At 63.0% G+C, this 24,459-nt stretch carries 22 protein-coding genes, 1 tRNA gene and 1 riboswitch; of the genes, 12 read left to right on the top strand and 11 right to left on the bottom strand.

Annotated elements, in window-relative coordinates; all coding sequences use genetic code 11:
* Positions 1 to 75 precede the first annotated feature (75 nt).
* Both ACYVKM_RS09620 and ACYVKM_RS09615 read left to right on the top strand, forming a co-directional pair.
* Positions 76 to 555, top strand: a complete 480-nt coding sequence (locus ACYVKM_RS09620) for an Lrp/AsnC family transcriptional regulator (protein WP_460877371.1) — start codon at positions 76 to 78, stop codon at positions 553 to 555.
* A gap of 170 nt (positions 556 to 725) precedes the next feature.
* On the top strand, positions 726 to 1,583 hold the full coding sequence (locus ACYVKM_RS09615; protein ID WP_460877370.1) for a helix-turn-helix domain-containing protein: 858 nt from the start codon (positions 726 to 728) through the stop codon (positions 1,581 to 1,583).
* A 100-nt stretch (positions 1,584 to 1,683) separates the two neighbouring features.
* Here the strand turns inward: ACYVKM_RS09615 and ACYVKM_RS09610 are convergent, their stop codons facing one another.
* Positions 1,684 to 2,724: an alpha/beta hydrolase family protein gene (locus ACYVKM_RS09610; protein WP_460877369.1), complete on the bottom strand. Its 1,041-nt coding sequence runs from the start codon at positions 2,722 to 2,724 to the stop codon at positions 1,684 to 1,686.
* 194 nt (positions 2,725 to 2,918) lie between these two features.
* Between ACYVKM_RS09610 and ACYVKM_RS09605 the strand changes: the two genes are divergently transcribed.
* Positions 2,919 to 3,656, top strand: coding sequence for a hypothetical protein (locus tag ACYVKM_RS09605; protein WP_460877368.1), 738 nt, complete (start codon positions 2,919 to 2,921; stop codon positions 3,654 to 3,656).
* Between the two features lie 213 nt (positions 3,657 to 3,869).
* Positions 3,870 to 4,790 (top strand): GGDEF domain-containing protein, encoded by a 921-nt coding sequence (locus tag ACYVKM_RS09600; protein ID WP_460877367.1) that lies wholly within the window; start codon positions 3,870 to 3,872, stop codon positions 4,788 to 4,790.
* Between the two features lie 19 nt (positions 4,791 to 4,809).
* Here ACYVKM_RS09600 and ACYVKM_RS09595 read toward each other — a convergent pair whose 3' ends face one another.
* On the bottom strand, positions 4,810 to 5,529 hold the full coding sequence (locus ACYVKM_RS09595) for a helix-turn-helix domain-containing protein (RefSeq protein WP_460877366.1): 720 nt from the start codon (positions 5,527 to 5,529) through the stop codon (positions 4,810 to 4,812).
* A gap of 106 nt (positions 5,530 to 5,635) precedes the next feature.
* On the opposite strand from ACYVKM_RS09595, the gene ACYVKM_RS09590 reads away from it, so the two are divergent.
* Positions 5,636 to 7,468, top strand: coding sequence for an aspartyl protease family protein (locus tag ACYVKM_RS09590; RefSeq protein ID WP_460877365.1), 1,833 nt, complete (start codon positions 5,636 to 5,638; stop codon positions 7,466 to 7,468).
* Between the two features lie 134 nt (positions 7,469 to 7,602).
* On the top strand, positions 7,603 to 7,896 hold the full coding sequence (locus ACYVKM_RS09585) for a hypothetical protein (RefSeq protein WP_460877364.1): 294 nt from the start codon (positions 7,603 to 7,605) through the stop codon (positions 7,894 to 7,896).
* A gap of 92 nt (positions 7,897 to 7,988) precedes the next feature.
* Here ACYVKM_RS09585 and gcvP read toward each other — a convergent pair whose 3' ends face one another.
* Positions 7,989 to 10,910: an aminomethyl-transferring glycine dehydrogenase gene (gene gcvP / locus ACYVKM_RS09580; RefSeq protein ID WP_460877812.1), complete on the bottom strand. Its 2,922-nt coding sequence runs from the start codon at positions 10,908 to 10,910 to the stop codon at positions 7,989 to 7,991.
* A gap of 68 nt (positions 10,911 to 10,978) precedes the next feature.
* A riboswitch (glycine riboswitch) is annotated at positions 10,979 to 11,076 on the bottom strand.
* A gap of 243 nt (positions 11,077 to 11,319) precedes the next feature.
* On the opposite strand from gcvP, the gene ACYVKM_RS09575 reads away from it, so the two are divergent.
* Complete coding sequence (locus tag ACYVKM_RS09575; RefSeq protein WP_460877363.1) at positions 11,320 to 11,727, top strand: VOC family protein; 408 nt, start codon at positions 11,320 to 11,322, stop codon at positions 11,725 to 11,727.
* A gap of 91 nt (positions 11,728 to 11,818) precedes the next feature.
* Here the strand turns inward: ACYVKM_RS09575 and ACYVKM_RS09570 are convergent, their stop codons facing one another.
* Positions 11,819 to 12,262 (bottom strand): nuclear transport factor 2 family protein, encoded by a 444-nt coding sequence (locus tag ACYVKM_RS09570; protein WP_460877362.1) that lies wholly within the window; start codon positions 12,260 to 12,262, stop codon positions 11,819 to 11,821.
* A gap of 221 nt (positions 12,263 to 12,483) precedes the next feature.
* Between ACYVKM_RS09570 and ACYVKM_RS09565 the strand changes: the two genes are divergently transcribed.
* Positions 12,484 to 13,245, top strand: a complete 762-nt coding sequence (locus ACYVKM_RS09565; RefSeq protein WP_460877361.1) for a DUF6597 domain-containing transcriptional factor — start codon at positions 12,484 to 12,486, stop codon at positions 13,243 to 13,245.
* A 103-nt stretch (positions 13,246 to 13,348) separates the two neighbouring features.
* Here ACYVKM_RS09565 and ACYVKM_RS09560 read toward each other — a convergent pair.
* A tRNA-Leu gene (locus ACYVKM_RS09560) sits at positions 13,349 to 13,435 on the bottom strand.
* A gap of 285 nt (positions 13,436 to 13,720) precedes the next feature.
* Here ACYVKM_RS09560 and rnr point away from each other — a divergent pair.
* From rnr to ACYVKM_RS09545, 3 genes are read left to right on the top strand one after another with little or no spacing between them, the layout of a single operon-like run.
* Positions 13,721 to 16,288 (top strand): ribonuclease R, encoded by a 2,568-nt coding sequence (gene rnr / locus ACYVKM_RS09555; protein ID WP_460877811.1) that lies wholly within the window; start codon positions 13,721 to 13,723, stop codon positions 16,286 to 16,288.
* Complete coding sequence (gene rlmB, locus ACYVKM_RS09550; RefSeq protein ID WP_460877360.1) at positions 16,285 to 17,031, top strand: 23S rRNA (guanosine(2251)-2'-O)-methyltransferase RlmB; 747 nt, start codon at positions 16,285 to 16,287, stop codon at positions 17,029 to 17,031. The genes rnr and rlmB overlap by 4 nt, the downstream gene beginning before the upstream one ends.
* A complete protein-coding gene (locus tag ACYVKM_RS09545; protein WP_460877359.1) occupies positions 17,028 to 17,300 on the top strand; it encodes a CBU_0592 family membrane protein in 273 nt (90 codons plus the stop codon). The genes rlmB and ACYVKM_RS09545 overlap by 4 nt, the downstream gene beginning before the upstream one ends.
* Before the next feature lie 17 nt (positions 17,301 to 17,317).
* On the opposite strand, the gene phoU is transcribed toward ACYVKM_RS09545, so the two are convergent.
* The 6 genes from phoU to rnt all read right to left on the bottom strand — a co-directional run bounded on the left by phoU (position 17,318) and on the right by rnt (position 22,698).
* Positions 17,318 to 18,043 (bottom strand): phosphate signaling complex protein PhoU, encoded by a 726-nt coding sequence (gene phoU, locus ACYVKM_RS09540; RefSeq protein ID WP_460877358.1) that lies wholly within the window; start codon positions 18,041 to 18,043, stop codon positions 17,318 to 17,320.
* 17 nt (positions 18,044 to 18,060) lie between these two features.
* Entirely contained in the window at positions 18,061 to 18,870 is an 810-nt protein-coding gene (gene pstB, locus ACYVKM_RS09535) for a phosphate ABC transporter ATP-binding protein PstB (protein ID WP_460877357.1), read from the bottom strand.
* Positions 18,863 to 19,729, bottom strand: a complete 867-nt coding sequence (gene pstA / locus ACYVKM_RS09530; RefSeq protein WP_460877356.1) for a phosphate ABC transporter permease PstA — start codon at positions 19,727 to 19,729, stop codon at positions 18,863 to 18,865. The genes pstB and pstA overlap by 8 nt, the downstream gene beginning before the upstream one ends.
* Positions 19,729 to 20,748 carry a phosphate ABC transporter permease subunit PstC gene (gene pstC / locus ACYVKM_RS09525; RefSeq protein WP_460877355.1) on the bottom strand — a complete coding sequence of 340 codons (1,020 nt, stop codon included), beginning with the start codon at positions 20,746 to 20,748 and terminating at the stop codon, positions 19,729 to 19,731. The genes pstA and pstC overlap by 1 nt, the downstream gene beginning before the upstream one ends.
* Before the next feature lie 87 nt (positions 20,749 to 20,835).
* Positions 20,836 to 21,870 carry a phosphate ABC transporter substrate-binding protein PstS gene (gene pstS / locus ACYVKM_RS09520; protein ID WP_460877354.1) on the bottom strand — a complete coding sequence of 345 codons (1,035 nt, stop codon included), beginning with the start codon at positions 21,868 to 21,870 and terminating at the stop codon, positions 20,836 to 20,838.
* A gap of 168 nt (positions 21,871 to 22,038) precedes the next feature.
* On the bottom strand, positions 22,039 to 22,698 hold the full coding sequence (gene rnt / locus ACYVKM_RS09515) for a ribonuclease T (protein ID WP_460877353.1): 660 nt from the start codon (positions 22,696 to 22,698) through the stop codon (positions 22,039 to 22,041).
* A gap of 369 nt (positions 22,699 to 23,067) precedes the next feature.
* On the opposite strand from rnt, the gene ACYVKM_RS09510 reads away from it, so the two are divergent.
* Positions 23,068 to 24,414 carry a hypothetical protein gene (locus tag ACYVKM_RS09510; protein ID WP_460877352.1) on the top strand — a complete coding sequence of 449 codons (1,347 nt, stop codon included), beginning with the start codon at positions 23,068 to 23,070 and terminating at the stop codon, positions 24,412 to 24,414.
* Positions 24,415 to 24,459 lie beyond the last annotated feature (45 nt).

Genomic DNA, 24,459 nt, shown 5'->3' with positions numbered 1-24,459 from the left:
TTCCGCGGCGCGGCGAAGTGGCGTTGTTCGCCGGCAAAACAGGTTTTCTCCCCGTCTATGAGGTTTTTTCGCCCGATGCCTGCCGAACTCGACAAATTCGACCGCCGGATCCTCGCGATCGTGCAACGTGATGCGCGACGCTCCGCCGAGTTGATCGGTACGGACATCGGCCTGTCGGCATCGGCCGTACAGCGACGCATGGCGCGACTGCGCGAGGAGGGCGTGATCGTGGCGGAGGTGGCGCTGATCGATCCGCGCTGCGTAGACCGGCGGCTCACCGTGATCACCGATCTGGAGGTCGAGCGCGAACGGCCCGAGCTGCTGGCCAGCCTGCGCCAGTGGATCGCTGCGGAGCCGGCTATCCAGCAGGCGTGGTACGTAACCGGCGACGGCGACTACGTGCTGGTGGTGACGGCGCGCGACGTTGACGACTACGACGCACTGATGCAGCGGCTGGTCGCCGCCAATGCCAACGTAAAGCGTTTCCGCACGCGTGTGGTGCTGGACACGCTCAAGCGCAGCCTGGCCGTGCCGGTGGACGTTTCGCCAGTTTGAGGCGTGGCGCCGGGTTCCCGTGCAGCACGTTCAGCTCGAATCGCGCGTTGATTACCTCCCGCGTAATTGCCGGGCTGCGCGTGGATGAGGATAGTGACTCCATAATCGTTGCCGTAGGATGCCGGGCACCGATTTGATGCTTCCTGCTGAAACGAAACAGGTCTCAAGCCATGGCCCTGCACACCTCAGAATTTGATGCGCCCAATCACGAGCTGGGTCGACTGCTGCGCGGCTGGCGCGATCTGCGCGGCAAGAGCCAGTTCGCGCTATCGCTCGATATCGGGGTGTCACAACGTCACCTCAGTTTCATTGAAAGCGGACGCAGTGCACCGAGCCGGCAGACGCTGTTGAACATTGCGCAGGGCCTCGATGTGCCGCTGGGCGACCGCAACCGGCTGCTGCTCGCTGGCGGGTTTGCACCGATCTATGCGGAGGATGCCTGGAACGCGCCGGTGATGCGCAGCATCACGACGGCATTGCAGCGCATGTTGAAACAGCATGAGCCGTTTCCTGCGGTAGTGATGGATCGTTACTGGAACGTCATCATGAACAACGACGCGTCGCCCCGCTTTTTCGGCAGCTTTGTCGACCTGGCTGCGCAGCCCGTACCACGCAACCTGCTGCATCTGATGTTTGACCCGGCAGGCATGCGTCCATTCATTGCGAACTGGGACAGCGTCGCCAAAAGCCTGATTCGGCGCGTTCACCGCGAAGCCGTGGGCCAGGTGATCGACGAGCAAACCAGGGAGCTGCTGGCGGCGTTGATGGCCTATCCCGGCGTCGGCGGCACGTTGAACGTGACCGACACCGTCGCACCCGAACCGAGCCTGCCGATGATCCCCCTGAGCTTTTTGAAGGACGGTCGCACGCTGCATTATTTCTCGATAGTCAGCACCGTCGGCACGCCGCAGACCGTAGCGGCACAGGAGTTGCGCATGGAATGCATGTTTCCGATGGATGACGCGACCGAGGTGTATCACCGAGCGCTGATGGCAAACGCTGACGATGTGCGGCCGGGCCGCCATTGATGGCGCGGTGTTGCTGGATGGGCAACAATCAAGAAACCCCGCGCCGTGGAGTTTCTGATGTCGGACAGTGACCCTGCAGCGGGTGCGTTGGCGCTGGCGATCAGTGTTTCGCTGTGATCTTTTCCAATAGTCCGGTGCTGCGTGGCGCTGCCAGGCCGCCGTCATGCGCGTCGATCCTGTCCAGCAGTGTCTGCGCGGCATCGGGCTTGCCATCGGTCAACAGGTTTTCTGCCTGCTGCAGTTGGGCGTTCAAGGTCTTGTCGATGCCTGCGCGGCAATGCGCGAGTTTGTCTGCATCGGGTTGCACGGGCTTGTCCAGCAGATCCAGTGCGCGGCCCAGCGGCGCCGGATCGGGCAGTTCATGGCCGGTCCAGGGCGCCGCCACCGTGTTCACATGGAAGACGCACCAGTCGCGCAGTGACTGCTGGCTGTGGCTGTCCATGTCGAGATGGAAGGCATCGTTCTGGCCGGTGAGGTAAATCAGCCGCGTGGTGTCCTGGAATTGCCGGAACAGGTCGGCCGGCGGTATCGGCAGCTGTGCGGTGCCGATCGGATCGCTGCCGGCCATCAGCAGCGCGCCGTGGAACAGGTCCGGATAGCCCAGGGCGATATGTTCGGCCACTCGCGAGCCACCGGAGAAGCCGCCGATGTAGACGCGCCGGGGATCGACCGGGTAGCGCTGCATGATGTTCTGCGCGGCCAGCAGAGCCAGCGGCACGCGGCGATCGAGTACATCGGCATCATTGCCGGAGTTCGCCGCGCTGACGTAGATCATGCCGTGGCGATCCAGTATCGCCGTCCATGCCGACGGCACGGTCGCTTCCGGCCACGGCGGCACGAATACCAGCAGTGCGTAACCGCCCGGCGGTTCGCGGGCGGGTACGTGGACGGCGAATTGCTCATGCGCGAGATCGAGCGGTTGCTCGCGCAGGGCGTGGCCCGGGCGCATTGCTGCCTGGTTCACCCGCCACGCATTCAACGGACTCAGCAGGCGCCGCACCAGTTCGGTACTGCGTGAAAGCGGCGAATATTCGGTGAACACCACGTTGTGCTGCTCGCCCACAGGTGCAGCGGCTGCCTGCCCGGCAGCCACCGGCAATGGCATCGAAAGGGCGGCGAGCAGCAGGTAGCAGGGGATCATGGGCTGACGGTAGCACTGGCGATATGGCGCATGCCGATTCGATACGGATAGTGTCAGGCGACCTTGCGTCTGTCATCCCGGCCGGGGGCATCCCCGTTAACATGTCGGCTGGATCAGCTGCACCATCACATCGATCAAGGGAGATGCGCATGTACGGATTGTGCTGGAAGACTGTGCGTACACCGGGGCTGTCCATGTTGCTTGTATGCGCTCTCGGCGTGCCATGGGCAACCACTGCAGCGACCCCCGGGGCGACGTCACCGCAGGCTGCAAAGGCGGCGCCAAGCGATGCCGATCTGGCCAACACATCGTGTGCGATCGGCGAGGAGAAATTCCTGCCGGCGGATTACTACTATTGCCTGGCCACGCAGAGCTACGGTCAGCAGCACTTCGACCGGGCGCAGAAATTCTTCGCGACGGCAGCCAGCTGGGCCAGCAAGCAGGCGCAGTACGTACTCGGCATCATGGCGCTCAATGGTGATCACCAACCGGTGAACCGTCCGCTGGCGCTGGCGTGGCTGACGCTGGCGGCGGAGCGCCCACAGTCGCCTTTCAAGGCGGCTTACACCTCGGCGTATGCCGGCGCCACGCCGGCCGAGCGGCAAGCGGCCGAAAAACTGCTGGCGGACATGCGCCCGACCTATGCCGATGCCACGGCCGCAGTGCGCGCCGAAAAGCGCTATGCGCAGGGCATGGCCATGCTTGAACGCCTGAGTTCCGGTAACGGCCATTACTGCATGGAAGGCATCACGACGCCGGCCGATCCGAGTGTGGCAGGAGACCCGGCGCAATGCCCGCCGATCCCGGCGATGACCAAGGCGCTCGATACGGCCGCCGCGAACGTGTTCGACGGCTGGGCGGGACACGTGACGGTAGGCGCGTTGCAGCAAGTACGCCAGCCAACAGCGGCAGCGCAGCACCCGGGGGGCTGAGGCGCGTCACGCCATTCTTCAACGTTCCTGTCGTGTGCGGGCTGGGCACAACCATTGCTTGTATCGGGACGACCTGGCGGAAAGGCGCTGCCTTGCCCTTTTTCATTGCCCGGCACGGGCCGGAAGTGACGTCATGCAGCCAGAGGGCTGACGCCCGGAGTGCTGTCCCATACACGAGCGGAAACGGAAGCAATGGTTGATACCGAGAAACGAATGGAACCCGACGGCGACGTCTACAGGACCCTGCTGGAGTCGACCCGGGCAATCCCCTGGAAGATCGACTGGACCTCGATGGCGTTTGCCTATATCGGGCCGCAGATCGAGGATTTGCTGGGCTGGGAGCCCTCCAGCTGGATGAGCGTGCAGGACTGGGCCGATCGCATGCATCCGGAGGACCGGGCCTGGGCGGTGGATTTCTGCGTCGCGCAGTCGAAGGCAGGCGTCGATCACGAGGCCGATTACCGTGCCCTTTGCAGGAACGGCGAGTACGTATGGATTCGCGACGTGGTGCATGTGGTACGCAATCCGGACGGTTCGGTCGACTCGCTGATCGGCTTCATGTTCGACATCAGCGAGCGCAAGCGTACCGAGCAGAAGCTGATCGACATGCAGAAGGAACTGGAAGAGCTGTCGTTCAAGGACGGCCTGACCGGCGTGGCCAACCGGCGCCGCTTCGACGCCATCATGGAGCTGGAATGGGCCAATGCGCGGCGCAACAAGCAGCCGTTGTCGCTGGTCATGCTCGATATCGACTATTTCAAGCAGTACAACGACCACTACGGCCATCTCGAAGGGGACCAGTGCCTGAAACAGGTGGCCCGTACCCTGGGAATGGCGGCCACGCGCGCACGCGATTTCGTCGCCCGCTTCGGTGGCGAGGAGTTCGTGCTGGTACTGCCCGAAACGGACGAGAATGCCGCCATGAAACTGGCCGAACGTTGTCGCGAGCTGATCGCGAACGAGCAGATCGCGCACCTGCGATCCGGGATAGGTGCCGTGCTGACGGTCAGCATGGGCGTGGGTACCATGATTCCCGCGCACGGCGACGAGCTGCTGCCGTTTGTCGAGACGGTGGACAAGCGGCTGTACCAGGCCAAGCAACGGGGAAGGAACACCATCGTCGCAGCGAGCTGAGCTGCGCCCTGGCCGATGTCTATCTGCGCAGATGCGATGCCGTCGCCCCGGTCAGCGCCGTGACCGAGCGACTGAGATGGGCCTGGTCGGCGAAACCGCAGACCTGGGCGATGGCGGAAGCGGCGAGCGATGTGCCGCGATACAACTTCAACGCGGCATGCGTACGGGCCTGCAACCGGAATGCCCTGGGGCTGACTGCGAACACCTGCTGGAAACCGCGACTCACGCTGCCGGGATGCAGGCCGTGGCTGCGTGCCCACTGGGCGATCGAGAGGTTGGGATCGGCCAGCATCGCGACAGCGAGTTGTTCGGGCCAGTCACCCGGCGGATGGGTGAAGGGCAGGGCATCGTCGAGCAGCCGGGTCACGGCTGCAGGCACGTCATGTTCGGCCAACTGCGCGATGGCGTCCGCATCGTGTACCCGCGCGTGCGCCGCGCCACTCCAGTCGTCCGGCAGCGGCAGGACCAGCACCTCGGCACCTGTGGCGTGCATGCGGTCGAGGTGGCGTTCGTGCGCGCAGTGGAACAGCACGTCGCCGGCTTGCACACGATGCAGGCCGCTGTCGCCAGCTTCTTCATAGCTGCCAGCAAGCACGACGGCCGCAAAGGCCTGCGCATGTCGATGGCGTGCGAGTACTTCGCCATGCGCGTGTTGCTGGCGCCCCGTTGCGGCAATGCGCAGGCATTCGGTGCATGGCACCTGGTGCCCCGCTGTGCGGGTGGTGTGAAGTTCGTTCAAGACGTGGGTCGCTTCGGCTTGCAAGACTACGCATCCCTCATGATCAGGACCGATTATGCGTCACTCCCTTCTTGCTCTCCTTGCATGCGGTTTCGCGTCGCTCGCCATGCCGATCCTGGCCGTCGCCGAGGCGCATGGCGACGTGGTGGCCTCGATCCTCGCCGCCAACCGTGATGCTGTTGGCGGCAATGCGCCCACCGGCACGATGACGCGCCATTACAGCTATGCCGGGCAGGGCCTCACCGGCACGACTGACGAAATGTTCGACCTGGCGACGGGACGCCATATCGACCGCTACGACACTCCGCCGGTGCATGGTGCCTCGGGTTTCGACGGCAGCACACCGTGGATGACGGATATTTCTGGTGCATCCACACAACAGCAAGGTGGCGACCATCCGGCGCTGGCGATCAACGAGGCCTACCGCTACGCCAATCTCTGGTGGCGTTCCGACCGGGGCGGTGCGCGCATCGAGTCGTTGGGTCGCGACAGGGATGGCGATCACCTGCGTGTGACCCCGCAAGGCGGCAAGCCGTTCGATGCATGGTTCGATCCCGCTTCGCATCAACTGGTGCACCTGCGCGAGGCGCAGGGGTTCCAGACCATCGATGAGCATTACAGCCATTTCGAGAAGATGGCTGGGGTGACGGCGCCGCGTACCACGGTCATTGACGACGGCAGCGGTGCGGCCGGTGAGCAGACGTTGACCCTGGTCGATGTAACGATGGGGCCCGAGCGTCCGGCGAGTGATTTCGCCATGCCGCGCGAAAAACCGCACGACTGGTCGATCGGTGGCAGTGCCGCGGCTGCAGGCGAGGTGGTGCTGCCGTTCCGGCTGCTCAACAACCACATCTTCATCGACGTGATGGTCAACGGCAAAGGGCCGTTTCCGTTTTTCGTGGACACTGGCGGCCACGACATCCTGACGCCATCGACCGCCGATGCGCTCGGCCTCAAGCCGATAGGCGCGACGATCTCCGGCGGTGCCGGCGAGAAGACACAGACATCCGGCTATACGAAAGTGCGTTCGCTTGCGATGGGTGCGGCCACGATGTCGGACCAGACCGTGCTGATCCTGGACATGAGCCCGATTCCGGTGGAGGGTTTCCAGCCGGGCGGCATGGTCGGCTTCGAGATGCTGCAGCGTTTCGTGGTGCGCATCGACTACGGCACGAACACGCTGACCCTGATCGATCCGAAACGCTTCGATCCGCGGGACGCAGGCACGCCTGTTCCGTTTCATTTCTACGATCACATGCCGCAGGTGACAGGGCATGTTGCGGGTATTCCCGCGCGTTTCAATATCGATACCGGTTCGCGCTCTGAAGTGACACTGACGCATCCGTACGTGGAGGCGAATCGTCTGCGTGAACGGCTCCCGCAAAGCATTCTTGCCACCGACGGCTGGGGCGTCGGCGGTCCTTCGCGCTCGCAGGTGGCGCGCATATCGTCGCTCGAGCTGGGTGGCATCACCGTGCCCGACATCATTGCCGGCCTCAATACGCAAACCAAGGGTGTGTTTTCCGATGCCAACTTCGACGGCAATGTCGGCAGTGGCTATCTCAAGCGTTTCGTGGTGACGTTCGATTACGGGCATCAGGTGATGTATCTGAAGCCGCTGATGCAACCGGGGATGGATACCGGCACCTTCGACCGCTCGGGCATGTGGATCAATCTCGGCAGTGATGGCTATACCGTGATGGATGTTGCGTCTGGCGGCCCCGCGGCAAAGGCCGGCTTGGCGGTAGGCGACGTGATCACCGGTCTCGATGGTCGAGGTCCACGCGAGTTGCCACTTGCCGACGCACGCCGGCTGCTTCGCGTTGCACCTGCCGGCGCACATGTGGCGGTGACCGTTCGCCGTGGCACGACATCACGCAAGGTGGATCTGGTGCTGCGTGACCTCATTCCGCCGCATGCGCCTGCGCTGGCCCACTAGCGGTAAATTGGAGGTGCCAGCGGCTGGATGCTTCGATGGCAGTCACGGCGAATTCGTGGGTCGGGACCGGGACAACAGTCGCCGCGACTTGCAAGGCTGCTTGTCCAGAGCGATAACTTGACCGGAGGCGATCAATGACTCTTTCAGCTGTGATGAAGCGGCCGAGCGCGTTTCTTCCGGTGGCGATGTCGATCGCGGCCCTGATCGTGGTGCTTGGGGATGTTGCGATGTTCGGTGTTGCCCGTGAAGCCGATGAAGGGGCTGCTGCCCATCTCTGGCAACTTCTCATCGCCGGGCAATTTCCTGTTGTGGCGTTTTTCGCGATCAGGTGGCTACCGCGGGAACCACGAGCTGCGTGGCGGGTACTCGCACTTCAGGCAGGCGCATTCCTCGCGGCGCTTGCTCCGGTCTATTTCCTCGACCTGTAGCGAAGGTTCAGGAGGCTGCAAAGAAAAGGCCCCGCATCCATCGCGAGGCCTTTTCTCATCATGCGGCAGATCGTGTGGTGAAAGCGGGGGACTTACGCCTCCACTTCTTCCTTGTACGCATCCACCGGGATGCACGCACACATGATGTTCTTGTCGCCGTAGACGTTGTCGACGCGCGCCACCGGCGACCAGTACTTCTGCAGCTTCAGGCTGGGCAGCGGGAAGGCAGCCAGTTCACGCGGGTAGGCGTGGGTCCACTCGCTGCCGCTGACCATCGTGGCGGTGTGCGGGGCGTTCTTCAGCGGGTTGTCCTCGCGGTCGAGCTTGCCGTCTTCGATGGCGCGGATCTCGTCGCGGATCTGGATCATCGCGTCGATGAAGCGGTCCAGTTCGTACTGCGATTCGCTTTCGGTCGGCTCGACCATCAAGGTGCCTGCAACCGGGAAGCTCAAGGTCGGGGCGTGGAAGCCGAAGTCGATCAGGCGCTTGGCCACGTCCTCGGCACCGATGCCGGTGGCGTCCTTGAGCGGGCGCAGGTCGAGGATGCACTCGTGCGCGACCAGACCGTTACGACCGGTGTACAGGGTGGGGTAGTGTGGTGCCAGTCGCTTGGCGATGTAGTTGGCGTTGAGCAGGGCGACCTGGGTGGCCTTGCGCAGGCCTTGCTGGCCCATCAGGGTGATGTACATCCAGCTGATCGGCAGGATCGAGGCCGAACCGTAACTGGCGGCGCTGACCATGCCGACCGATCCTTCACCGCTGAGCGGCTGCTCCTGCGCATCCTGCGCACGCAGCACTCGCCCATCCCTGGGCTTCGTGCGCGGCAGGAACGGTGCGAGATGCGACTTCACTGCACACGGGCCGACGCCCGGGCCACCGCCGCCGTGCGGAATGCAGAAGGTCTTGTGCAGGTTCAGATGCGACACGTCCGAGCCCCACTTGCCGGGCTTGGCCACGCCGACCAGCGCGTTCATGTTGGCGCCGTCGGTGTACACCTGACCGCCATGCGCGTGCACGATCTCGCAGATCGCGACGATGTCCTCCTCGAACACGCCATGCGTGGATGGGTAGGTGATCATCAGTGCGGCGAGGCGGTCGCTGTACTTTTCGGCGGCGCGGCGGATGTCTTCCACGTCGACGTTGCCGTTCGCGTCGCACTTGGTCACCACCACGGTCATGCCGCACATCTGCGCGGAGGCCGGGTTGGTGCCGTGGGCGGATTCGGGGATCAGGCAGATGTCGCGATGATCTTCATTGCGCGAACGGTGATAAGCGCGGATCGCCAGCAGGCCGGCGTATTCACCCTGCGCGCCGGAGTTCGGCTGCAGGCTCACCGCGTCGTAGCCGGTACATTCGACCAGCATCGCTTCGAGGCCGTCGATCAGCTCCTTGTAGCCCTGCGTCTGCGACACCGGTGCCAGCGGATGGATGTTGCCGAACTCGGGCCAGGTCACCGGGATCATCTCGGCGGTAGCATTGAGCTTCATGGTGCAGCTGCCCAGCGGGATCATGGTGCGATCCATCGCCAGATCCTTGTCGGCCAGCGCACGCATGTAGCGCAGCAGTTCGTGCTCGCTGTGGTGCGTGTTGAACACCGGATGCTGCAGGAACGCGCTCTTGCGCAGCAGGCTGACGGGTAGCGCATCGGCGGTGTTGGCGTCCAGTTCGTCGATGTCGTCGATACATGCTCCGAACAGTTCGGCGAGTGCGATGACGTCGGCACGCGTGGTGGTTTCGTCGAGGCTGATGCCGACGCTCTCGCCATGGATCTGGCGCAGGTTGATGCCGGCAGCCTCGGCCTTGGCGAGCAGGGCATCGGCGTCGACGTTCACCACATGCAAGGTGTCGAAGAAATCAGGACCTACGGTGTGGCCGGCCTGACGCAGCGCTGATGCCAGGATCGACGCGAGGCGGTGCGTGCGACGCGCAATACGGGCCAGGCCTTCCGGGCCGTGATACACGGCATACATGCTGGCCATCACCGCCAGCAGTACCTGCGCGGTACAGATGTTGGAGGTGGCCTTCTCGCGGCGGATGTGTTGCTCGCGGGTCTGCAGGGTAAGGCGGTAGGCGTGCTTGCCCTCGGCATCCACCGAGACGCCGATCAGGCGGCCCGGCATCGAGCGCTTGTACGCGTCGCGGCAGGCCATGAAGGCAGCGTGCGGGCCACCGTTGCCGAACGGCACGCCGAAGCGCTGCGAGTTGCCGACCACGATGTCCGCGCCCCATTCACCCGGCGCGGCAATCAAGGTCAGCGCGAGCAGGTCGGTAGCGACGGCGACCAGACCGCCGCGTGCATGCACGGCAGCGGCAATCGCCTGGTAGTCGTTGACGGTGCCGAAGGTGTTCGGATACTGCAGCATGACGCCGAAGGCGTCGGTGTTCAGCGCATCGGCGTCGTTGCCGATCACCAGCTCGATGCCCAGCGGTTCGGCACGGGTGCGGATCACTTCCAGCGTCTGCGGATGCACGCCGTTCGACACGAAGAACGTGTTGCTCTTGGACTTGCAGGAGCGCTTGGCCAGCGTCATCGCTTCGGCCGCGGCGGTGGCTTCGTCCAGCAGCGAGGCGTTGGCGATCTCCATGCCGGTGAGATCCGCGCACATCGTCTGGAAGTTGATCAGCGCCTCCATGCGACCCTGCGAAATCTCCGCCTGATACGGCGTGTATGCCGTGTACCAGGCCGGGTTCTCCAGGATGTTGCGCAGGATGACGTTCGGTGTATGGGTGCCGTAATAGCCCTGGCCGATGAAACTCTTGAGCACCCGGTTCTTGTCCGCGATGGTGCGGATCTTGGCCAGCGCCTCGACCTCGGTGATCGCCTTCGGCAGCGCCAGCGGCGCGGCCGACTTGATCTTGCCCGGCACGATCGCGTCGGTCATCGATTCCAGCGAATCGTGGCCGATGACATGCAGCATCTGGGCGATCTCGGCATCGTTCGGGCCGATGTGGCGCTCGATGAAGGCGTGATGGTGCTCGAGGTCACGCAGGGAGGGCTTGGCAGGCGTACTCATAGGGGCAGGGCTCATGGCGAGGGCGTCCGAAAATGGCCGACAAAGGCCGGACGTGCGTGCCGCACGTGGGGCGCCCCTCTGTCCTTTTGCCTGAGAGTTTGGAAGCGTGGGTGCGCTTCGTGCCCCTTCGGCGCCGGATTCAACCGGTCTCTCCAGAGTGTTTACGCCTGATGGTGTGGGGCCTGAGCGATTACGGGCGTTGCGTCTTCGGCAGCGGTCGTGCCCTGTCAGGGCCGCCCGCTTCTCCCACCAAGCGTTTACCGCGGCGATTATACAGGTGCCGTGGACGTGTTGCGGGTTTACGCATCGCAGTATTCAGACAGCATTGCCCGGGCATCCGCAATCGCCCAGGGCCGCCCGGGGCCGCCGCGCTATGCTTGAACACTCTTCCCGATCCTCGAGAGCAACCATGATCCGCATCGGCGAAATCGACCACGTGGTGTTGCGTGCCATCGACATGGCCGCTATGCAGCGCTTTTACTGCGATGTGTTGGGTTGCCGTATGGAGCGTCGGCAGGACGAGATCGGCCTTGTGCAACTGCGCGCGGGCAGCTCGCTGATCGATCTGGTCAGCATTGACGGCAAGCTTGGCCGCCACGGCGGTGCCGCGCCGGGCAGCGAAGGCCACAATATGGATCATTTGTGCCTGCGCGTGGAGGGTTACGACGAGGCAGCGATCCTCGCGCACCTCAAGGCGCACGGCGTACGCGTCGGCGAACTGGGTTCGCGCTATGGCGCACAGGGCGAAGGCCCGTCGATGTACCTGTACGATCCGCAGGGCAACATGGTCGAGTTGAAAGGGCCACCTGCCGCCTGATCGCCTCGAACGGGTTCTTGCCACCAGGCAAGCACGCATTACCTCGCTCAGGCGTCGGCCGATGAGCGTGTTGCCTCAATTGTTCATGCAACTATGGCGTTTTCCTGTCGTAGTAAGTCGAGTCAGCGACGATATGACCGTCCCTGACGGTGTAGACCGAGATGATCGGAACCTTGACGAATTTGCCTCCCGTACCTTTGAGATGCCCCGACAGCACAAATTGTGCGTATACCCTGTCTCCTGAACGGTCGATGTTATCGACGCTGTCGTTGGCGTCGGGGAGGGCATCAAACAGGCCCCGGTAGGTGTCGGCAATCCGCGAGTTGCCAGCCAGCTCGGGATAGTCGGGACTATGCAGGACCGCATCGGTCGCGTAGATGCCCTCGATCGCGGCGGCGTCATGCCGGTTGAAGGCTTCGAACTTCTGCCGGACCGTCTTGACGGGATCGACACCCTGGTACGAAGCAGTGAATCCCGGCGTGCTCGTCGTGCCGTATGCCAAACACACAAGGGTGATCATCGCGGTTGTTTTCATGTCGGTAAGTCCTCCTGTCGCCTGCGCGGGAGTAAAGTGTCCTGGTGGTTCAGATCTGCATTCGTACAGGGCCGGGTGAGTTCTTCGCCAGTCGCGGCGCTGATGGTCTTGATTGCAATGAAAGACGCGCTCGAATGATTGGAAAAAACCGACATCGTGACGCAGGCGGCGTGGATCGAAGCGAACCGTGCCCGGAGGCAGCAAGCGGACAAGGTTGTGGCGTGTTGCGGCATGCCGCGTCACCGGGCAGTTACCGGCATGTACGGTATGCGCCGCCAGCCATACTTGCCGACTGGCTGGAGTATTTCTGGCTCGAGAGCTGGGACCTTCGTGAATGCGTGCCGCAAACGCGTGAGGTGCTGCCGCACCCCTGTGTCCATCTCGTTTTCGCGCGTGGTCGTTCACGCATATACGGTGTGCAGCTGAGGCGCTTCGTTCGGCAGCTCAGCGGCAACGAGCGGATCCTTGGCGCGAAATTTCGTCCGGGTGCGTTCTACCCGTTTCTGAAGGAGCCGGTTTGCTCGATCTCGAACGCTGCCATTCCGGCGCAACAACTTTTCAGCGGCGCGCAGGATGCAGAGGATGAAATAGCCGCCTGTCGTGACGAACGCAGCATGGTGGAAGCGGCGTCGCGGTTTCTTGTCACGCATCTGCCGCCGCACGATCCGAATGTCGAAACCGTCTGTCGCGTCGTGAAAGAAGTCGTCGATGATCGCAGTTTGATCCGGGTCGAGGATATCGTCGCTCGCTGCGGTATCCAGGAGCGGACATTGCAGCGGCTGTTCCACCGTTACGTCGGAGCCAGCGCAAGTTGGGTGGTCAAGCGGTATCGGATCTATGAGGCGCTCGAGCAGCTGGTTGCCGGGAAGCCATCGGCATGGGCCATCCTGGCCCAGGATTTGGGCTACTACGATCAAGCGCACTTCATCAATGACTTCAGAAAACTCGTCGGTCGATCGCCGAGCGAATACGTCAAGATATGACGCAGATCCAAGCGCGGCACGCCCGAGAGCCCGTGTAGACCAGGCGGCTGACCGAACCCCTGAAAAGACGAAGGCCGCCATTAAGGCGGCCTTCGTCTACAATTGGTGCCCAGGAGAGGACTCGAACCTCCACGGAGTTGCCCCCGCTAGCACCTGAAGCTAGTGCGTCTACCAATTCCGCCACCTGGGCAGGTGTCACACCGCTCTGCGAGCTGCGTGAGCCGCGTAATTTAGGCATCTGCCGGTGGCTTGTCAACTCTTTTTCACATTCCGATCTTTCACACCCAATCATCGCGTCGTGTCATTCTCCGCGCCGCGGATACCACAAGGATAATTAGTGACCAGAAAAACTCCCCCCCGGTCCGGCAAGAGCCAGGACCCATCTGCAGGCAAGGGCCCGGTGAAATCCGCTGGCCCGAAACAGCGAGCCGGCGCATCCACCGGACCACGACGCAACAAGGCTGCCGCAGGCGCCGTGCGCGACCCCCATGCCGATCGCGAGGCGCAGCGTTATGCGCGCCCGATCCCCAGCCGCGAGGCGATCCTCACCCTGCTTGAAGAGCGCGGCGAACTGTTGACCGAGGCACGCATTGCCGAGGCGCTGGACATCAGTGACGAAAGCGACCTCGACGCATTGCGCAAGCGGCTGGCGGCGATGGTGCGCGACGGCCAGCTGTTGCTGGGCCGGCGCGGCGGTTATGCGCCGACGCAGAAGCTCGACCTGATTGCCGGTCGCGTGCTGGCCAACGCCGAAGGCTACGGCTTCCTGCGCCCGGACGAAGGTGGCGACGATCTGTACCTGTCGCCGCAGCAGATGCGCGCGGTGATGCACGGCGATCGCGTGCTGGCCAGCGTGGTCGGCATCGACCGTCGTGGCCGCAAGCAGGGCGCGATTGCCGAAGTGCTGGAACGGCGTTCTTCGCGGCTGGTCGGCCGGGTGGTGATCGAGAACGGTGTGACCATGGTGGCGCCGGACGATCGTCGCCTGAACCAGGATGTGATGATCAAGCCGGGGCAGGAGCAGGGTGCTAGCTCCGGCCAGATCGTGGTGGTCGAGATCACCGATCCGCCGACACTGCATCGCGGCCCGATGGGCGAAATTTGCGCAGTGCTGGGCGAACGCCTGCAACCGTCGCTGGTGGTGGAGATGGCGATTGCCAGCCACGACCTGCCGCACGAGTGGCCACCGGAAGTGCTGCGCGATGCAGCGCAGGTGGAATCCGTGGTGACCGCCGCCGAGCGCGAAGGTCGCACCGATATCCGCCAGCTGCCGCTGGTGACGATCGACGGCGCCGACGCGCGTGACTTCGATGATGCGGTATATGCCGAGCCGAAGCGTGGTGGTGGCTGGCGCCTCATCGTGGCGATTGCCGACGTCTCGCATTACGTGCAGGTCGGCAATGCGCTGGATCGCGAAGCCTACGAGCGCAGTACCTCGACCTATTTCCCCGGTTTCGTGGTGCCGATGTTGCCGGAGACGCTGTCCAACGGCATCTGCTCGCTGATGCCGAAGGTCGAGCGGATGTGCATGGTCTGCGACATGGTGGTCGATGCCGAAGGCAACGTCACCAAGTCGAAGTTCTACGACGCGGTGATGCTGTCGCATGCGCGGCTCACTTACGACAAGGTGTGGCAGGCGGTGGGGCTGAAGGAGGCCGATGCGCGCCACGAAGTCGCCGACGTGCTGCCGCAGCTGGAGAACCTGCACGCGCTGTACAAGGCGATGGCGCAGCAGCGCAAGCGTCGTGGCGCGATCGATTTCGAGACGCCCGAAGTGAAGTTTCGCCTTGACCAGACCGGCAACGTCGAGTCCATGGGCGCCACCGAGCGCAATGACGCACACAAGCTGATCGAGGAATGCATGATCGCCGCCAACGTGCAGGCGGCGTTGTTCCTGGAGAAGAAGAAAATTCCCGCACTGTTCCGTGCGCATGAGCCGCCGCCGGCCGAGAAATACGAAGACCTGCAGCAGTTCCTGCGCGAGTTCAAGCTGCGCATGCCGCCGGTGGAAGAGGTCACGCCCGCCGATTTCTCCGAAATCCTGCGCATGGTGCACGACCGCCCCGAGCGCGAGCTGATCCAGAGCGTGCTGCTGCGTTCGCAGAGCATGGCGGCCTATCAGCCGGACAACCGTGGCCACTTCGGTCTGGCGCTGCAGGCGTATGCGCATTTCACTTCACCGATCCGTCGTTATCCGGACCTGCTGGTGCATCGCGCGATCCGCTACGCGCTGACCAACGGCAAGCCGGCCGACTACACCTACAGCCCTGCCGAGATGTCGGCGATGGCGATCCATTGTTCGCAGCGCGAGCGCCGCGCGGAAGAGGCCGAGCGCGACGTGGACGAGCGCTTCAAGTGCGCGTGGATGGAAAAACACATCGGCAGCGAGTTCGAGGGCGTGGTCACCGGCGTCACCTCGTTCGGCCTGTTCGTGGAACTGGACGAATCGAAGGTGTCCGGCCTGGTGCATATCAGCCAGCTCGCCAACGATTACTACCACTTCGACGCGACCCGCAAGCTGCTGAAGGGTGAGCGCACCGGCGCGCAGTTCCGCTTGGGTGACCACGTGCGCATCCAGGTGCTTCGCGCCAGCCTGGAGGATCGCAAGATCGACTTCCGGCTGGTGTCGCCGCGCGCGTCGGCCACGCCGCCGGCAGCCACTGGCAAGGCTTACGACTATGCGGCCAGCGGCGAGCGTTACTCGTTGCCGAAAAAGGCCGCTGGGTCGGTCAAGGCACCCGGCATGTTTGGCCGGGCAGCGAAGGCGATCGGCCGCGCCTTCGGTCGCCGCGATGCCGTGGTGCCGGAAACGCAGACACTGAGCGATAATCCGCCGCCGCGTTCGCGCGCCACCACATCGCATGACGATGGTGGCAATCGCCCGCGTCGTGCATCGGCACCGGCCAAGTCGGCACATGGTCAGCCGAGTCGTGGCAAGCGGCAAGGCCAAGGCCACGCTGCGAAGACGGCATCCACATCGACACCCGCGAGCAGCGGCAAGAAGCGCAGCGGACGCAAACCGAAACCGAAAGGCAAGCCATGAGTGAGAGCTGGATCGTCGGCATCAATCCCGTCGAAGGTGCGCTGAGCAACGACGCCGAGCGTGTACGTGAGCTTGTCGTCGAGAACGGCCAGCGCAACCCGCGCGTGCATGAGCTGATCGAGCGTGCGAAGGCGCTGAAGATCACCGTGAACCATCGCCCGCGCGAGCAGCTCGACAAGCTCGCCGGCGAGGCGCGTCATCAGGGCGTGGCGGCGTTGTACGAACCGCCACCGATGGCGCATGAAAATGATCTTGCCGCACTGATGGAGCGTGACGGCAGCGACACGCTGGTGCTGGTGCTGGATGGCGTTACCGATCCGCACAATCTCGGCGCCTGCCTGCGCAGTGCCGCGGCGGCGAAAGTCACTGCGGTGATCGTGCCGAAGGATCGCGCTGTGGGTCTGACGCCTGTCGTGCGTCGCGCCTCGGCCGGCGGTGCCGATCGGGTGCCGCTGATCGCGGTGACCAACCTGGCGCGCACGCTGCGCGAGCTGAAGGATGCTGGCGTGTGGATCACCGGCCTGGCCGGTGATACCGACACCTCGATCTATGGCGTGGACTTCAAGGGCCCGGTGGCACTCGTGCTGGGCGGCGAAGGCGAGGGCATCCGCCGGCTGACACGCGAACTGTGCGATTTCGTGGCGAAGATTCCGATGCCGGGCACGATGGAGAGTCTCAACGTCTCCGTCGCCACCGGTGTGGTGCTGTTCGAGGCCTTGCGACAGCGGAGTGCAAAACGATGAACCTGCAATGGCATGACTGGGCCGGCTATGTCGGCGTGCTGCTGGTGCTGCTGGCGTTCCTGCTGCTGCAGGCGCACAAGCTGCACGGTAACGGCCTCACCTACCAGCTGATGAACATCTTCGGTGCGCTTGGCGTGATGCTGTCGCTGGTCTTTGGCAGCTTCAACGCCTCGGCCTTCGTGATGGAAGTAGCCTGGGCTGCCATCGGCATCTATGGCGTGGTGCGCGGTGCGCAGCTGCGCCGCGAGGCTCGCTCGCGGGAGCCCTGACCGGCGTCTCGGATGGTTCAGCCACCCAGCTTGGTGATTTCCGGATTGGAAGTGAGATCGCCCTTGCTGCGCTGCTTGGTCAGCGGTTCGCCGGTGACCTGGAACCACACGTTCTCGGCGATGTTGGTGGCGTGGTCGCCGATCCGCTCGATGTTCTTGGCCATGAACAGCAGGTGCGTGCATGGCGTGATGTTGCGCGGATCTTCCATCATGTAGGTCAGCAGCTCGCGGAAGTAGCCGGTATAGGCTTCGTCAAGCACCACATCGTCTTTCCATACCTGGTAGGCCCGCTCGGCGTCGCGGTCGCGATAGGCCAGCAGCACCTCGCGAACTTCGGCAGCAGCCAGCTCGGCCAGATGACCCAGGCCTCCGACGGGGCCTACCGGCGCCACCATCGACAACGGAATCGAACGTTTGGCCACATTGGCGGCATAGTCGCCGATGCGTTCGATGTCGGCAGCGATGCGCAGCGCGGCGAACACGTTGCGAAGGTCACCGGCCATCGGCGCGCGCAGTGCCAGCAGGCGCACCACGTCGTGACTGATGTCCTGCTCCAGCTGGTCGATGGCGTCGTCGTTGCTGACCACGTGCTGTGCGGCCCGCTCGTCGCGACGCTCGACCACGTCGATCGCCGCTTCCAGCTGTATGACCGACAGTTCGCCCATGCGCACGATCTCGCCGGTAAGCCGGGTGAGCTCGTCGTCGTAGCTCTTGATGATGTGTTCTTTGCTGCTGCCGCTCATGGTGATGTCCTGTGTGATCAACCGAATCGACCGGTGATGTAATCCTCGGTCTGCTTCTTGCCCGGCTTGGTGAAGATCTTCTCGGTACCGTCGAACTCGATCAGTTCGCCAAGGTACATGAACGCAGTGAGGTCGGAGCAGCGCGCTGCCTGTTGCATGTTGTGGGTGACGATGACGATGGTGAACTGGCTTTTCAGCTCTTCCACCAGTTGCTCGATGCGGCCGGTGGCGATCGGGTCGAGTGCCGAGGTGGGTTCATCCAGCAACAGTACCTCGGGCTTCAGCGCGATCGCACGGGCGATGCACAGGCGCTGCTGCTGGCCGCCGGAGAGCCCGAGCGCGTTCTGCTTCAGCTTGTCCTTCACCTCGTCCCACAGCGCCGCGCTGCGCAGCGCCTGTTCGACGCGGATCGTCATGTCGGACTTCGACAGTTTCTCATGGTGGCGGATGCCATAGGCGACGTTCTCGAAGATCGTCATCGGGAACGGCACCGGCTTCTGGAACACCATGCCAATCTTGCCGCGCAGGCGATTCATCGAATAGCCCGGATCGAGGATGTTCTCGCCATCCAGCGTGATCTCGCCCTTCGCCTCCAGCTTCGGGTAGATCGCATAGATGCGGTTGAAGATGCGCAACAGGGTGGATTTGCCGCAGCCGGAGGGCCCGATGATCGAGGTGACCTTCTTCTCCGGGATATCCATGTTGATGCCTTTCAGCGCATGGAAGCCGTTGTAGTAGAAGTGCAGGTCGCGCACGGTGAGCTTGGGTGCGACAGCTGCGGCGGCCGCCACCGGCGCCGGGTTCATGGCGAGGGTGGAATCAGTCATGGGACACCTTGGTGCGGGAAAGGACCATACGGGAGGCGAGGCTGAGCAGCAGCACGAACATGGTGACCACAAACGCACCGGCCCAGGCCAGTGCGTGCATGTCTTCGCCCGGGTCGTTGGCGTACTGGTAGATGATCTGCGGCAGGCTGGCCATCTTGTCGATCGGGTTGATCGCCATGTAGTTGTTGCCGAACGCGGTGAACAGCAGCGGCGCAGTCTCGCCGCTGATCCGTGCCAGCGCCAACAGCACGCCGGTGATGATGCCCGAGCGCGCCGCGCGGATCAGGATCTGCAGGGTCAGCTTCCACTGCGGCACACCGAGCGACAGTGCCGCTTCGCGCAAGGTGGAAGGCACCAGTCGCAGCATCTCGTCGGTGGTACGCACGATCACCGGCAGGGCAATCAGCGCAAGTGCCACGCCACCGGCGAAGCCGGAGAAGCTGGTCGAGCCGTGGGTGAGCACCGTGCTCGGCAGCACGATGATGGTATAGACGAACAGGCCCATCACGATCGATGGCGCCGACAGCAGGATGTCGTTGAGGAAGCGGATCGATTCGCCCAGCTTGGTGCCGCTGGCGTATTCGGCCAGCCAGGTGCCGGCCAGCACCCCGATCGGGGTGGCGATCGCGATGCCGATGAAATTGATGATGAGGCTGCCGACCATCGCATTGGCAAGGCCGCCATCGGCGCCGTAGGCGGTGATCTTGGTGAACAGCTTCAGATCCAGCGCACCGATACCCTGACGCAGGGTTTCCCACAGGATCCAGGCCAGGAACGCCAGGCCGACCAGGGTGGCGAACATGCTCAGCCCCATGGCAACCCAGTTGGTAATGCGACGGCGCAGATACAGGGTGTTCATCAGCGGCCTTCCTTTCTGGCCAGCTGGCGCAGCATCATGCGTGCGATCAGCAGCACGATGAAGGTGACCACGAACAGCAGGAACGCCAGCGCCATCAGCGAGGATTTCTGCAGACCGGAGGCCTCGCTGAACTGATTGGCGATGGTCGAGGCGATCGAGGTGCCCGGATCGAGCAACGATGCCGACAGCTGCATCGCGTTGCCGAGTACGAAGGTCACCGCCATCGTCTCGCCCAGCGCACGGCCGAGGCCCAGGAAGATGCCGCCGATCACCGCCGAACGGGTGTACGGCAGCACGATGTCCCATGACACTTCCCAGGTGCTGGAGCCGAGTGCATAGGCCGATTCCTTCAACCGGGTCGGCACGGTCTGGAACACCTCGCGCATCACCGAGGAGATGAACGGGATGATCATGATCGCCAGCACGATGCCGGCGACCAGGATGCTCGCGCCGAACGGATAGTTGCTGCCGAACAGCTTGCCGACGAAGGGCACATGCTGGGCTACCCACGACAGCTTGCCGTCATCGGGCTGATTGCCGAGGTTGTTGGTCAGCCAGGGCTTGATATGGTTGGCGAAGAACGGAGCGAAGATGAAGAGGCCCCACATGCCGTAGATGATCGAAGGGATGCCGGCCAGCAGCTCGATGGCTGACGCCACCGGAGTGCGCAGCCAGGCTGGCGCGACTTCGGACAGATACAGGGCAATACCGAAACTCACCGGCACCGCGATCAGCAGGGCGATGAGCGAAGTGGCGATGGTGCCGTAGACCGGTACCAGGGCACCGTAGACATCATTGCCGGGATCCCATGCAGTGCTGACCAGGAAATGCCAGCCGAACGTGGAGAATGCGCTGCGTCCGCCCCACAGCGTGGCACCGGCGGCACCGAGTAGGGAAGCCAGCACCAGCAGCGCACAAGCTTTCAGCACCCAGCGGAACAACCGCTCATCACGAGCATCACGACGGCTTCGCCGCTCCTGAACGTCGATGGATGATGCGACGGTATCGGTTGCCGGCATGGTGATCCAGGGTTCCGTTTGACTGAAAACCTTCTCCCCCGCAGGCGGGGGAGAAGGCCGGATGCTACGCGTGATGGACGATCAGGTTCAGTGCTTGAACTCGGAGGCCCAGTACGCCTCGATCTTGCTGACCAGTGCATTCGGCAGCGGTACGTAATCGAGCGCGGCGGCGTCCTGCTGACCGTGTTCAAGCGAGAACTTGAAGAAGTCGAACGCTACCTTGCTGTTCACCGCGTTCTTCGGCGTCTTGTACATGATCATCCAGGTGGTGGCGGTGATCGGCCACGCCTGGGCACCCGGTGCATTGGTCATGATCAGGTTGAAGTCCTTGGCGCTGGCCCAATCCGCGGTGGCGGCGGCAGCGGCGAAGGCATCCGCGCTCGGCTTGATGAAGTTGCCGGCGGCATTCTTCATGTCGATCCAGGCGATCTTGTTCTTGACGGCGTAGGCGTATTCCACGTAGCCGATCGCACCCGGAATCTGGTTCACGTACTGCGATACACCTTCATTGCCCTTGCCGCCGACGCCAGCCGGCCATTCCACGGCCGTGCCGAACTTCACCTTGCTGGCCCACTCGGGGCTGACCTTGGACAGGAAGTTGGTGAAGTTGAACGAGGTGCCCGAACCGTCCGAGCGATGCACCACGGTGATCTTGCCGGCGGGCAGCTTCAGGCCGGCATTCAGCGCGGCGATCTTCGGGTCGTTCCAGTTGTTGATCTTGCCAAGGAAGATGTCGGCCAGGGTGGCGCCATCCAGCTTGATCTGGTCAGCCTTGATGCCGGCGATGTGGACCACCGGCACGATGCCGCCGACCACGATCGGGAACTGGCCGAGGCCGTACTTCTCCAGGTCTTCCGCCTTCATCGGCGCATCGGAAGCACCGAAGTCGATGGTGCCTTCCTTGATCTGGGCAATGCCGGCGCCGGAGCCGACCGACTGGTAGTTGAGGTGGTTGCCGGTCTTCTCGGCGTAGGCCGCCGACCACTTGGACATGACCGGGTAGACGAAGCTGGAACCGGCACCGGTGATGTCGGTAGCCTGCGCGGTCATGCCGAAGCTCGAAGCCACGGCGAGCGCTGCGACAGCGGCGAATCGAATGGGGGATTTGCTGAAGGTCAACACGGTAGCTCCTTGGAGGGACGAGAGGATGCGACCTCGCCATTTCAGGCTTTTCGTATTGCCATTGGATGAAATGAATGTTTCAGACAGATGACAGTCTGCCATGGACTGTCATCGCTACCGCAGGAATTCGCGCCTTCGCGGTCCGTAAACCCGGTCCGTAGGCGGGTTTCAGGCCGCATCCAGTCCCGGCTGGGCCTGTTCGAGCAATTCAAGCTGACGCCAGCGGTTGACTACGCTGCAGAACAATTCGGCGGTGCGTTCGGCGTCATAGACCGCCGAATGCGCTTCGCGACTGTCGAAGGACAGGCCGGCGGCCAGCACGGCTTTGCTCAATACTGTCTGACCATAGGCAAGACCGCCGAAGCTCACGGTGTCAAAACAGCTGAACGGATGGAACGGATTGCGCTTGTGCGCGCAGCGGCGCACGGCCTGATTGAGAAAACCGAGATCGAATGCCGCGTTGTGGCCGACCAGGATCGCGCGTTGGCAGCCGGCCGCACCAACGGCTTCGCGCACCACCTTGAAGATGTGATCCAGTGCCTGCCGCTCGGCCAGCGCACCACGCAATGGGTTGTCGGGATCGATCCCGGTGATCTCCAGCGAGCGTGGGTCAAGGTTTGCGCCGGGGAAGGGCTCGACATGCGTCGATACCGTCGGTTGCAGCTGCAGATAACCGCCAGCATCCATCGTCAGCGGTACGGCGGCAATTTCGAGCAAGGCATCGTGCTCGGCATCGAAGCCGCCGGTCTCGACATCGACGACCACGGGCAGAAAGCCACGGAAGCGGTCGGCCATGCGCACGGGGGCAGGGTAGGAATGATCTGGCATCAAACAAGCATAACAGCAGCTTGTGCAGCCTCATTAGCTTGTGCGCTGTATCTAAAGACGTGGTGCGGAGCAGGCCAGTGCCTGCTTCCTGGGCAGAGCCCTCCCCGCATCAGATCTCTGGGTTATTGCCCCAGAAAAATCAGCGGCAAGCCCATTTAGTGGGGCGTAGATCATCGGTGCAGGAATTTTCGAGCGTCGTGCGCCATATGGCACCGTAACCTGATTGTCATTTGCGATGAATGTGAATGTCACATTCATCACACAAACTTAATACAAGTACGGCGCAGCTGGTTCGTCTGATGGCTCATAACAGCCACAGGTGAGGCGCCTTAGAACGACATTCTTGTCCCAGACGCGGAGCCTTCCATCATGCGCAACAAACTCGTCGCCGTAGCCATCGCTGCCGTGCTCGGCACACTCAGTGTCAGCGCCCACGCTGATGATAATGATGTCAACACCCTCAGTGACCTCTTCAAGCAAGGTCATGTCGATGGTGAGCTGCGTATGTACGACTTCAACCGCACCTATGACTACAGTGTGGCGGCGAAGCCGAGTGCCCGCGCCTTTGGCGGCTCGATCCTGCTCAATGCACAGACCGCCTCGCTGGATGGCTTCAGTGCCGGCGCGTCGCTGGTGAGTGCCAATGCGCTGGGTTCGCTGGCCGACAATCCGAAGCGGGTCGATACCACGCTGATGGGTGCCAGCGATTCGCTGACGGCGCTGAGCCAGGCCTATCTGCAGTACAAGAACGACTGGGTCATGGCACGTGCCGGTTATCAGTATTTGAATACGCCATGGATGGGCAACAGCGATGGGCGCCTGCTGCCCAATTCGTACGAGGCGCTGACCGTCGATTTCACGCCCGTCAAGGGCTGGGACATCATCGGCATCCGTGAGCTCAGCTACAAGAGCCGCACCTCCAGCGATTACTTCAATGACAACAACTACTACGCTACCGCCTACCAGGGCGACACGCTTTACGGTGGCAACCAGGGCCTGCCGCTGACGGCGAAGCAGACCAGCGGTACCTGGGCGCTGGGCACCACCTATGTAAGCGGCGGCCTGAAGGCCCAGGGCTGGTACTACGACTTCCTCGATTTTGCCCGCCTGGGCTACGCCGACGGCAGCTACGTGTTCAAGACCGGTACCGGTTTCGACCCGGTCATTGGTTTCCAGGCGTTGACCGAAAGCGGCAGCGGCGCCGACAACGTGCTGGTGGCGAACAAGCTCAAGATCAACGGCGTTGCCGGCACCAAGGTGGACAGCAGCGCGTGGGGCGCCAATCTCGGCGTGGTGATCCCGAACGGCCGTTTCGACCTGTTCTACAACAAGCTCGATCAGCAGACCGGTGGGGCCATTGGCGGCGGTTCGATCATCTCGCCGTTCACCGCCAGCTATGCCACCGACCCGCTGTACACCACCTCGATGATCCGTGGTCTGGTGGAAGCGGGCCCGGGTCATGCGTGGAAGGCCAAGATGACCTACGGCTTCTTCGACAACAGCCTGCAGCTGGTGGGTGCTTACGCCAAGTACACCACGGATCTGAACGGCAACTTCCACGATACCTACTTCGACATCATCTACAACTTCAGCGGCTTCCTCAAAGGCTTCCAGATCCGCGATCGCTGGGAAAAATCCTCGGGCGGCATCAACAACCTGAATCCGGGCAACAAGCCGTTCACCTACAACCGTGTGATGCTGACCTACAAGTTCTGATCGACGGTGACCTGCCTGTCATGCCGCTGATCACAAACTGTCACA

This window comes from Rhodanobacter koreensis (assembly GCF_054782855.1).
This window is presented reverse-complemented; position numbering and strand designations above follow the sequence as displayed.